The sequence below is a fragment of the Lentzea sp. NPDC059081 genome (assembly GCF_042738015.1).
GTDB lineage: Bacteria > Actinomycetota > Actinomycetes > Mycobacteriales > Pseudonocardiaceae > Lentzea.
In genome coordinates this window covers 260,234-272,887 of sequence record NZ_JBHYGW010000008.1, presented here as the reverse complement: position 1 = coordinate 272,887, position 12,654 = coordinate 260,234, and the positions used below count along the sequence as shown (strand labels likewise).

The window sequence follows — 12,654 nt, the reverse complement described above, 5'->3', positions numbered from 1 at the left end:
GGGGGCCGCGGCGCGCCGTCCGGCGAATCGTCCCGTCCCGGAACCTTTGGAGGACCAGTGCTGCGCGAGGAGTCGGCTCCCGACTACGAGGACCTGTTCGGCGAGGCGGAGAACAGGCCGGACGACGCGCGGTCGGTCTACTCCCCCGCCGCCTACCTGGTCGACCTGCTGGCGATGCTGGAGACCGACTTCGCCGCGCCGTCCCTGCTGGAACCCGCGCGCAGGCCCGACCTGAAGCAGGTGCCGCTGGACGAGGCGAACACGCTCACCGAGACGCCGTACCTCGACATCGTCAACTCGGTGCTCGAAGGCACCTTCGAGGGCGGTGACCCGTACGAGCAGCTGCTGCTGCGGAAGTACCCGTTCGTGCTGCCCTTCTCCTTGTCCCACGCGCGGATCGCGACCTACCTGCGTCACCTGGAGGTCACGCCGCTGGAGCTGTACCGGCTGTTCGCCCCGCGGCCCAGCCACGACGTCGCCGCCCGCGAGTACCTCGGCATGTCGCCCGCGGAGGTCGCGGAGGTGCTGCGTGACGACGAGGCCGTCGCCGCGGACTTCGGTCTGAGCGGGCAGAAGCTGTCCGTGTTGAAGAGCGCGGAACGACTCGCGGAGGCTCTCGGGCTCACCGGCGAGGAGCTGCGCGCGTTGGTGGCCGTCACCCCGCCGGCGTCCATCAGCCCCGATGGGTCCACAGTGGACTGGGGCGGGAACGGTGGGGAGTGGCTCACGCGGGCCCGCAAGCTGGTGCGGATGTCCCGGGCCACCGGGCTGGCCCTGCCGGACCTCGGTCTGGCCGTGAACTCGTGCTGCGGCGGCCGGATCGACGAGGCCGGCCTGCGCACGCTGGCGGTCGTGCTGCGGCTGCACCGCGTGCACGGGCTCGCCGTCACCGACATCTGCCGGATGGCCGTGCCGATCGAACCGGCGGAAGTTCAGGGCTGTTCGGGCGACCTCCTCGCGGTGCGCAACAAGGACTACCTGTCGCGGCTGTCGGGCTGGATCGAGGTGGCGGAGACCGACATCGGCACCATCGTCCGCCGCTACCGCGAGCGCTACCGGGCCGACGAGCCCAGCCCGTTCGACCGAGGCGGGATCGGCCTGCCCGAGATCGGCCTGCTGCACCGGACGGGCCTGGTCGCCGGTGCGCTCGGCATCGGGGTGGACGAGCTGTTCGACGTGCTGACGGCGCTGGACAGCGATCCGTCGTCCCGGCGGTACACGACGTTCCCGGTGCTGGGCGAGATCGATCCCGGCCGGCGCGACGTCTTCGCGATCCTCGCGGGCGGGGCGCCGGCCGAGAGCCTGTGGCTGGTGCAGACCCTGTTCGAGGTGGTCGGCTGGATGCAGGCCGCCGGGTTCGGCGGTGCGGAGCTGGCCCTGGTGCTCGGTGGTGGCCCGGACTCCGGCGAGGACGGCGGGCGGGCGCTGGCCGGCGCGATCGGCCAGGCGTTCGGCGCGGTCGCCTTCGGTGCGGAGATGTTCGCCGGCAGCCGGTTCGAGGGGCGCGCCGCCACGGTCGTCAGCGACGTGCTGGCCGCGTACGACGACGGCGTGGTCTCCCCTGCGGACGACCGGCTGCTGCGGCTCGACCGGGAGGTGGTGGTCGCCGCCGCCTACGACGCCGTGACGGATCTCGGCGTGGTCGTGCCGGAGGACTTCGCCGGGCTCGGCCTGGGCGACCGGATGCAGGCGAAGATCTTCGGCAACCTGGTGCTGCTGGGACATCTGCGGGCCGACGGCACCCTCGCCGGCGAGGTGCCGGAGGACCTGCGGCTGGCCACCGACTTCGACGACCACCGCGAGCAGCTGTTCAAGGCGATCAGCGCGGTCGCCGACACCTCGGCCGCGTTCTTCCCTGCCGACCTCGCGGTGTTCGGGACGTTGACGCCGCAGCAGAGCGCCGAGCTCTACGACAACCTGGTCTACCACGGACATGTCGCGGACAGCGGCGAGCTCGCCGATCCCGGTTTCTTCGCCGACCCGGCCAACATCGACCTCTTCGACCCCAGTGTCGACCTGACTGACGCGCAAGCGGCCGTGCGAGCCGAACTGGCCGCGCGGACCGTCCGGTTCGCCGAGGAGCCGTTCACCCTGGACACCGGCGTCTTCGCCGGTCTCGGGCTGAGCCCTGCCGGGGTGACGGCGCTGGTGGAGAGCCTGGTCTTCAACGGCCATCTCAACGAGAACGGCGAGGTGCGGGACAAGACGGCGCTGGTCGACCTGCCCGCCGCGGACTTCGGTCTCGCGCTGGAGTTCTACCCGAAGCGCCGGGCGGTCCTGGACGCGATCCAGACGAGCCTGCGGCGGCTGCGGGCCGAGCTGCACACCTTCACCGCCGACGACTTCGCCGTGATCGCCGACGAGACCGTCTGTCTGCGGGTGGTCGCCGCCCTGGACGGCGGCTACACGCGTGAGCGGCGGATCGTGGACGAGGCCGTGTTCGCCCGGCCCTTCGACGGCCTCGACCTCGGCACCGGTTTCCTGCGCGCGGACCAGGAGATGGTCTTCCACCGGATCGGTGCCGTCCTGGACGACCAGCGGCCGTACCGGGTCGACCCGGCCGCCGTGGCCGCGCTGGGCTTCACCGGCGAGGAGCGCGACCGGCTGCTGGCACACCTGGTCGCGGCCGGTCACCTCACCGACGGGTTCGCGGTCGCCCAGGAGCGCCTGCCGTACTTCGGCGAGATCACCAGCGCCTACGACTTCGAGCTTCCCGGGCTGACCGACTACAGCAGGGACGTCTTCTTCCTGCTGCACGCGGCCGCCGTCGAGACCACCGCGGCCGTGTCCGAGATCGCCGACCTGCTCGTCCGGCGTGCGGGCGAGCAGGAACTGGTGCTGCACGGGGTGGTGGCCGACGCGTTCGGCATCGCGGCGGCGACGGCCGCGGCGATCTGCGAGGCCGTGACCGGCGGGCCCGCCGAGGCGGTGGACCTCCTGGTCGCTCCGGTGCTGGCGGCGGGAGGCCCGCCGGAGGACCCGCGGTTCCGGTTGGCGCACCGGCGGATCCGCCGGTTCGCGGTCCTGGCCGCCAAGCTCGGGCTGAGCCCCGCCGAGGTCACGGCCGTGTTCGCCGACCAGGACCTGGTCGGCAAGTTCCCGGAGAACCTCGTGCTGCCACCGGGGGTGCGGCAGTTCGACGCCCTGCTGGAGGCGCAGGACGGCACTGTGCTGATCTTCGCTGGAGCGGGTTACTGGACCTACGCCGCCGAATCCCGCGCGCTGGTCACCCCGGTCGCGGCGCCGCTGTCCGACCTGTCACCCGCTTTCACCGGGCTGACCGGGGTCGACGCCGCCTTCACCCTGCCGTCCGGCGTGGAGTGGGTCGCGGGGCACACCGCGGACGGGACCTCGCGCGCCTTCACCCGTCAGCCCGGCAGCACCCGATGGGTGCCGCGCGACCAGGTCTGGGGCAAGGTCAGGAACACCTTCACCGATCCGGACCGGATCGACGGCGCGTTCGTCGACACGGACGGCCGCACCCACCTGTTCAGCGGCGACCAGTACATCCGGTACTCGACGCCGGACTACACGCACGTCGACGAGGGCTACCCGCGGCCGATCACGGAGTGGCAGGAGCGCGAGGGCGTCGAGGGAGGTGCCGGGCCGCTCGACGCGTTCCAGGCACCGGACGGGCGCGTCCACGTGCTCACCGGCGCGACCGGCTGGGGCGTCCTGCGCAATGCATTCGAGCGGCTGGAGCGGGTCGGCGCGGCGCACGTGGCTGGGTCCGCCGTCCAGCTGTACGCGGGCGACCAGGTCGTCCGGTACTCCGACAGCATCGAGAACGACGGCGTGCGCGCCGACGAGGGGTACCCGCGCCGCGTCCACGACGTTCCGGCGCGGTTCGACAGCGGTGTCGAAGCGGCCTTCACCGACGCCGGCGGTGTGCTGCACCTGTTCAAGGCCGGCATGACCGCCGCGGTCACCGCCGAGGGCGCCTCGGTCGTGCCGACCGCCCAGCGGTGGGGTGTGCTCGCGCCGGTGCTGCCGAGCGGCCGGGTCGACGCCGCCCTGGCCGGTCTGGACGGCAGGACGTACCTCTTCAGCGGCGGGAGCTACCTGCGTTACTCGTCCGCGAGCTACTCCACCGTGGACGTCGGGTACCCGCGGCCGGTCGAGGCGGACTGGGGTGGCATCGGCGAGGTCGACGCGGCGTTCGTGATGGACAACAGGACGTACCTGTTCGGTGCCGGCGGGGTGTTGTTCGACCTGCCGCTGGACCTGCACGACGACGTGGCCGGTGCACGACTGACGCCCGCGCTGCGCACCCGGTTCGCCGAGCACGGCCTCGTCCTGACCGGGATCGCCGGTTCCGCTCCACAATGGACTCTCATGACGGAGCAGGGCGTCACCCTGACGGTCGCGCTCGAAGGCCTGCGGATGAAGGTCCGCGGCGGCGGTGCGCGCTACTACGTGCGCTACAGCACCAACGACTACCGCGTGCCCGACCCCGGTTTCCCGAAGCTGTTGTCCGACAACTGGTGGAACATGCCAGAGGGGCTGGACCCCGGCCCTGTCGACGCCGTCTTCACCGGGCGCGACCACCACACCTACCTGTTCGCCGGCGACCGGTTCATCCGGTTCGACGCCCGGCACCGCTGGTGGTCGCCGCCGATGTCGTTGCGCGAGCAGTGGGACAGCGTGCCGTTCGACTCGGTCGACGCCGCGTTCGTCGGCCACGACGGCCGGACCTACCTGTTCTCGGGCGACCGGTACGTCCGCTACTCGACCGACGACTACACCCGCGTCGACGACGGCTACCCGGCCACCGTCAGCGCGCACTGGGGCAAGGTGCGCAACACCATCGCACGCTCCGGCCAGGTAGACGCGACCCTGGTCACGCGGGTCGTGGAGCAGGTCGACGGCGTCGACGTGCACCGCACCCACACCTACCTGTTCTCCGGTGACCAGTACTTCCGCTACCGCGACGACGAGTTCGAGCACGTCGAGGCCGGATATCCCAGGCTCGTGGCGGACCTGGCGGCCGAACCGGGGCTCTCCGCGTTGGACGTCGCGTTGGACGGTGTCGACGCCGCGTTCGCGGACCGCCGCACCACCTACCTGTTCCGGGACGGGCGGTGTCACGCGGTTTCCGCTTCGGCCTACCGCCGCTACGACGACCTCGACCTGGCCGACGTGTCCTGCGCCTTCGTCGAAGGCGGCAGCGTCATCGCCGCCCAGGGCGAGCGGGGCTGGGTGAAGCGGTCCGCCATCGAGGCCCCGCAAGCCCACGCCACCCCGTTCCGGCCGAGGACGCTGCGCACCGTTCCGCCCGAGTTCCAGTCCGGTGTGGACAGTGTGCTGACGGGCACCGACGGCAACGTCTACGTGTTCAAGGGCGGCAGCTGCTTCGACACCCGGCTCGACCGCGCGTATCCGCTCGCCGCGGAGTGGGGCCGCCCGCGCAACGCCATCCACGAGAACAGCCGGGTCGACGCGGCGTTCGTCGGCCGGGACGGCAAGACCTACCTGTTCAGCGACGACCAGTTCGTGGTGTGCGCCGGACCGGACTCCGCCATCGAGGGCGACCCGCGCCCGATCAGCGCGCACTGGGCCGGTCTGACCAGCGTGGCAATCGCCTACGTGGTGGGCGACAGGACCGTCCTGGTCGAACACCCCGGCGAGGACGGCCGCGCCCGGCGGGTCGAGTACTCCGGCACCGACTACCTGGTCCCGGACCACGGCTATCCGGTCGTGGAGGAGAGTTTCCCCGGCCTGCCCGGCGGCTTCCCGTTCCCGGACGCGGTGCTCGTCGAGGGCGACACGCTGATCCTGCTCGCCGGGGAGAGCTTCGTCTCCCGCGACGAGCGCACCGGACGCTGGTCGCCGGCGCGGCCGATCGAGCGGCTGTTCCCGGGGTTCGGCCGCGGCCTGGACGCGCCGGACGGCCTGCGGGCGGCCTTCACCGCGCTCGACGGCGCCACCTACTTCTTCTTCGACGAGACCTTCTCCCGTTTCGACGACGGCGCTTTCGGTCCGCTCTCCCCCACCCGGGACCACTGGGGCCTGTCGGGCAACCCGTTCATCACCGGCGACGGCGGGATCGACGCCGCCTTCGTCTGGCGCGGCGAGGTCACCTACCTGTTCTCCGGTGACCGCTTCGTCCGCTACACGGGTTCCGGCTACCGGGCGATCGATCAGGGTTACCCGCGCCGGATCGCCGACGAGCTGCGGCTCGAGGAGCCGTTCGCGGCACTGCCGGAGTCCTTCGCCGACGAGTTCGACCGGCGGGTGGACGCGGTCGTCGGCAACGACCGCACCATCCACGTGATCACCGGCGGCGTGTGCCACACCGTGTCGGCGGCGCTCACGGCGACGTTCCCGATCGACCGGATCGGACGGACGCGCAACACGATCGCCGAGTCCGGTGTGGTCGACGCGGCACTGGTGGCCGACGACCGCGTCTACCTGTTCGGCGGCGACCAGTACGTCCGCTACTCCACGGCCGACTTCACCCACGTCGACGACGGCTACCCGCGGCCGATCGAGGAGATCGCCGCCGAGCTGGACCTCCCCGCGCTGCCGGTGGCGTTCCAGGACGGTGTCGACGCGGCGTTCCGCGGACCGGACGGCCGGACCCGGCTGTTCCGGGGCAGGCAGTTCCTCGTCGACGGGGAGGTGCACCCCGTCGGGGACGTGTGGGGCAAGGTGCGCAACGACTTCGGCACCGGGCGGCTGGACGCGGCCGTGGTCGCGCCGACGGGTCACCTGTACGCCTTCGCGGGCGGGCAGTACGTCCGCTACCCGGCCGGGGAGCCGTTCGAGTTCGTCGAACCGGGTTTCCCGCGGACCGTCCGGGACGACTGGGGTGACCTCCCGGCGGAGTTCGAGGCTGGGCCGGACGGTGCCTTCTGCTTCGAGGGCCGCACCTACCTGACCAAGGCCGACCGGTACGTCCGCTACTCCGGCGGGTACGACGGGGTCGACCGGACCTTCCCGCAGGAGTTCCGGCACCGCTGGGCCGGCACGGCCGACTACCGGCTCACCGACGTGCACACGATCGTCCGGTTCACCGAGCTGGTCCGGTCCCGGCCGGAAGGACTGGCGTCGCTGCTGGTCGACGGCGCGGACGACCCGTACGAGTACCTGGCCGGTCTGTTCGGGTGGGACGTGGCGGACGTGCGGTGGGCGCAGCGCAACAGCGGTCTGCTGGTCTGCGGGACGACCGAGGAGATCGCACCCGGCATCGAGTTCCTGCTGGCGCTCGTCGACGTGTTCGCCGTGGCCGGGAGGTTCGGCACCGGCCCGCGCCGCCTGTACGACGAGGTCTGGTCCCAGGTCCACGGGCAGGGTGACCCGGCCGCGGCCGCCTCGGCCCTGCTGCGCCTGGTCGAGGCGCGGACCGCTGCGCAGGAGTGGACCGCGCTCGAGTCGCACCTGCACAACCAGGTCAACGTGCTGAAGCGGGACGCGCTGGTGGCCGCGGTCGCGCCCGGCCCCGACGGTGCCCAGAAGTTGTTCCGGCAGTTCCTGATCGACGTCGGGACGGGGGCCACCGCCACCACGTCCCGCGTCCGCGAGGCCATCGCGGCCGCGCAGCTGTTCGTGCACCGGTACCTGCTGGACCTGGAGGACGTGGTCCCGCGACCGCGGCCGCAGGAGGGCCAGGCGGATCCGGACGACGTGCGGGCGAGGCTCAAGTCCTGGTGGACGTGGATGCGCAACTACCGCACCTGGGAGGCGAACCGGAAGGTCTTCCTCTACCCGGAGAACTACCTGCGGCCGGAGCTGCGCGACCGCAAGACGCCCGCGTTCGCTGCGTTGGAGGACGACCTGCTGCAGAAGGAGGTCACCGCCGAGTCGGCGCGGGCCGCCTACAAGCGCTATCTGGACGAGTACACCGAGGTGTCCCGGCTGACGATCGCGGGCGGTTACGTCTACACCGAGGACAACGCCGCCGCGGGTGCGCGCAAGCTGGTCCTGTTCGGACGGACCAGGACGCAGCCGCACCGCTACTACTACCGCGCGGCCCAGTTCCGCGACGGCGAGACGCTGTCCACCGCCTGGGAGCCGTGGGAGCGGGTCGACCTGGCGATCGACGCGGACCGGGTCGACCCGGTGCACGCCTTCGGCCGCGTGTTCGTGTTCTGGCCGGTCGTCGAGGCGGTCACCCCGGACACGACCGCGACCACGGTGCTCACCGAACCCGTGAAGGGCGGCGGCCAGAAGGTCACCGCGCCACCCCCGAGGTACCGGATCAAGATCTGCTACTCGTTCCGCAACCTCAACCAGGAGTGGGTGCCCGCGCAGCTGCTCGCGGTCAGCACCGGGGAGAGCTCGTCCGTCAGCGAGCTGCGCCTGCACGTCAAGGCGTCCCGGACGGTCCCCGGCGGCGACTCGCACGACTCGATCCTGGTCCAGTGCTCCTACCGGGACGGTGACGTCCGGGAGAACTGGGCCACCACGCTGACGCCTGAGCTCTACGGGATGCCCGCGACCGGCGCGGTCGTCACGCCGCCCCGCGTGGTCGACCCGAGCTACATCTTCGCCGAGCCGATCGGTGTCCCCGCCGGTTCGCCGGTGCCGGACCCGGCGGCGATCGTGCAGTTCAACGCGCCCGTCGACAGCACCGACGGCCCGTGGCTGAGCATCGACCACAAGGGCGGCAGCTTCCTGTGCCGGCCGATCGTCGCACCGGCCCTGCTGCCGGACGTCCGGCCGCTCAAGAACAACCCCGACAACCTGCCGACCTCACTGACCGGCATCGACGCCGCGTTCGAGCTCCCGGACGGGACCCGGTACTACTTCGACAACGCGGACTCGGTGTACGTGGTGGTGCCGCCGGGCAAGAACGCCACCCGGCTGACCAAGCGGCCGACCGCCGAGCGGTTCGGGCTGTCCGGCACCGTGCTGAGCCGGACCGGCCGGATCGACGCCGTCATCAGGCGCGGCGACCACATGTTCCTGTTCACCGGCGACGAGTACTACCGCGCCCACAAGAACAGCTTCCCCCGGCTGGACGAGGGTTACCCGAAGAAGCTGGCGACCAACGACGACAAGCTGCCCCGCTGGTCCAGGATCGACGCCGCGGTCGTGCTGACCGACGGCACGGTGGCCTACTACTCCCGCGAGCACCACGGCGTGGTGTCCGACGCCGACCTCGGCAAGACGTGGCAGGTCGGTGAGCGCGGGAAGGCCCCCGCCGATGTCGACGTCCAGCTGCTGCAGGACAAGGGCGAGCTCTACCTGGTCTTCGGGGCGCAGTACGCGAAGATCGACAAGACCGGTGCCGTGGGCGCGAACTACCCCAGGGCGCTGGCGGGCAACCCCGACGGTCTGCCGCAGCAGGCCGCCGCCGGGCCGTCGTTCGTCCTCAACGGGGTGTCCTACTGGTTCGACAACGCCCAGCGCACGTTCCTGTTGCGCGCCAGTGGAAACCCGGACACGACCTATCCGACCCGCACGTTCTTCAACTCCTCCCTGCCGGCGAGGACCGGGCGGGTGGACGCGGCCTACGTCGAGGACGGCAAGCTGTACCTCGTCTGCGGCAGCGAGTACCTGCGGTACACCCTCGACGAGAACGGCGCCGTCCCGGAAGGCCACGACGCCGGGTACCCCAAGCTCCTCGGCGGGCCCGTCTCGGCCGTCCTCGACCGCGGCCACCACAGGTACGTCTTCGACGGTGCCGAGTTCGGCATGCTGCCGGCCGGCGCGGAACCGGACGCCGTGGTGACGCGGCGGCCGGTCGCGGGCAACTGGGAGGGGCTGCCGGCGGGTTTCCCCGGCGACCGCACCGGAACGCTCGAGACCGCCTCGACGCTGTACCTGTTCACGGGCGACGGCTACCTGGCCTATCCGAAGGACTCCCCCGCGCCGCGGGAGACGATCGCGGTGGCGCACGAGGTCATCCGGCTGACGTCGAGCACCGCCTTCGAGCTCAACCGCCGCCTGCTGGTCGGTGGCGTCGACGCCCTGCTGGCCCCGGACACCCAGGAGCTCGACGAGCTGCCCGCGTTCAGCGCCGACAGGTCGGACGCGACCACGATCCGGGTCCAGCCGGAGACGGCGAAGGCCGGTGTACCGGTCGGCGCGCACCTGGACTTCGACAGCGCGAACGGCCTGTACTACTGGGAGATCTTCTTCCACGCCCCGCTGCTGATCGCCCAGTCGCTCAACGGCGCCCAGCGCTTCGAGGAGGCCAGGCGGTGGCTCGAGCACGTCTTCGACCCGACCGTGCGCGAACGGCCCTGGCGCTTCCTGCCGTTCCACGAGAGGCCGGACCGCGACGCCGTCGAGGCCGCCTCCGACCGGGCCGCCCTGCTGGAGGCCTACCGCGACGACCCGTTCGACCCGCACGCGATCGCGCAGCTGCGGCCGGAGTCGTACCGACGGGCCACCGTGATGTCCTATGTGGACAACCTGCTCGACTGGGGTGACATGCTCTTCCGCCAGTACACGGCGGAAAGCGTGGACGAGGCCAGGATGCTCTACATCTTCGCCTACGACCTGCTCGGCAAGCGGCCGTACGACCTCGGGCCCCGGCTGCTGCCGGGGACGTCCTCCTACGACGAGCTCGACGCGGTCGCCCGGATCACGTTGGACGGCGCCTTGCTGGAAGGTTCCGGCGCGGTGCACGCCGGCGTGGCTGACCCGTACTTCCACGTGCCCGGCAACAGCGTGTTCCTGGAGTACTGGAACCGGGTCGAGGACCGGCTCGGCAAGATCCGCGCGTCCATGGACATCCTGGGCATCAGCCGCCCGCTGCCGTTGTTCGACCCGCCGGCCGACGTGGCCGCGCTGGTCCGCGGTGCCGCGTCCGGGGCGTCCGCCGAGCAGGTGGTGGCCGCCGTGGTCACGTCCGTTCCGGCCTACCGGTTCGCGTTCCTGCACCGTGCGGCGCTCGACCTGACCGACCGGTGCCGTCAGCTCGGCAGCGACCTGCTCGCCGCCTTCGACCGGCGTGACACCGAGGAGCTCGCCCTGCTGCAGAACCGGCAGGAGGCCGCTGTCCTGGCACTGACGCGGGAGGTGAAGCTGAACCAGATCGAGGCGGCGCGGGAGACCCTGCGCGAGCTGCAGGCCGCCCAGGCGGGTGCGGGTGAGCGGGTGCGGCACTACGAGCACCTGATCGACGTCGGGGCGTCGCCGCTGCAGATCGCGCAGCTCACCACCATGTCGGCGGGAGCGGCCTCGCACTTCGCCGCCAGCGGCCTGAAGATCGCCGCTGCGGCCGCCTCGGCCGGTCCGCAGAACTACATCGGCCCGTTCATCGCCGGCATGTCGTGGGGCAGCGACCAGCTCGGTGAGGCGCTCGACAAGGGCTCCGAGGTCGCGGAGTCGCTGGGCGAGGGGCTCAGCATGCTCGGCGAGGTGTTCGGTGCCCGCGCCGAACAGCTGCGCCAGGAGGAGGACTGGCGGCTGCAGCTGGCCACCTCGCGGGCCGACGCCGAGCAGATCGGCCACCAGGTCCTCGGTGCGGAGCTCCAGGTCGGGATCGCCCAGCAGGAGCTGGCGGTGCTCGACCGGCAGGCCGCGCACCTCGGCGAGGTCACGACCTTCCTCACCGGCAAGTTCGCCAGCCAGCAGCTCTACGGCTGGATGGCCACGCGGTTGTCCGGGCTGTACTTCCAGACCTACCACCTGGCGTACGAGCTGGCCCGGTCGGCGGAGAAGGCGTACCACTTCGAGCGCGGCACCGCGGACGCGTTCGTGCAGCCGACGCACTGGGACTCCCAGCGCAACGGTCTGCTCGCGGCCGACGCCCTGGCCGCCGACCTGGGCAGGCTCGGCCAGGCCCACACCGCCGGCGCCGGCCGGAGCCTGGAGATCACCAAGCGGCTGAGCCTGGTGCAGCTCGACCCGATGGCGCTGCTGGCGTTGCGGGGCAACGGAACCGGCGCGTGCGAGTTCGCGCTCTCGGAGGACCTCTACGACCGGGACTTCCCCGGCCACTACCGCCGGCAGATCCGCACGGTCAGCGTCACGTTCGAGACCGCGGACGGTCCGGTCGGCGTTCCCGCCACGCTCACCCAGCTGGACAACAAGATCGTGCTCGCACCGGACCCGAAGGCGGTCAGGTACCTGCTCGATCCCAAGGGGACGCCACCGGAGTCGCTGCGCGGCGACTGGCGTCCGAGCCGGCAGATCGCGTTGTCGGACGTCGAGGACGGCCGTGAGAACAACGGCATGTTCGAGCTGCGCTACGACGACGAGCTGTACCTGCCGTTCGAGGGCACTGGCGCGGTGTCCCGCTGGCGGCTGACGGCCCGGCGGGTCCCGGCCGGCCTGCTGGACGTGACGATCACGGTGAGGTACACGGCCGAACAGGGCGGCGAGACCTTCGGCACAGCGGTGTCGGGCATGCTCCGGCCACGTCCGGCGGCACGGTACCTCGACGTCGCCACCGAGTTCCCGGACGAGTGGGCCGCGTTCACCGAGGGCGCCACCGGCCGCTTGTCGTTGCCGATCACCGCGGACCACCTGCCGGGCATCACCGGGCACCGGATCACCGGCGTGCACGCCGTCTACGGCCTCGCCACCGACACCCCTGCCAGGTTCCTGCTGAACGGCGACACGCGCCTCGCGCTCGACAACGGGAAGCTGCTGGCCACCCCCGGCCTGGCCACCGGCGAGTGGACCCTCGTGCACGAAGGCGGCCCGGTCACCGGTCTCGCCCTGATCCTGACCTACCGCGCCGGCGCGCGGTGAGAG

The 12,654-nt window shown here is 71.7% G+C and carries 1 protein-coding gene; it reads left to right on the top strand.

Annotated features, from left to right (window positions below; all coding sequences use genetic code 11):
• Positions 1-57: 57 nt before the first annotated feature.
• Positions 58-12,651 carry a hemopexin repeat-containing protein gene (locus ACFWV3_RS20965; protein WP_382413061.1) on the top strand — a complete coding sequence of 4,198 codons (12,594 nt, stop codon included), beginning with the start codon at positions 58-60 and terminating at the stop codon, positions 12,649-12,651.
• Positions 12,652-12,654 lie beyond the last annotated feature (3 nt).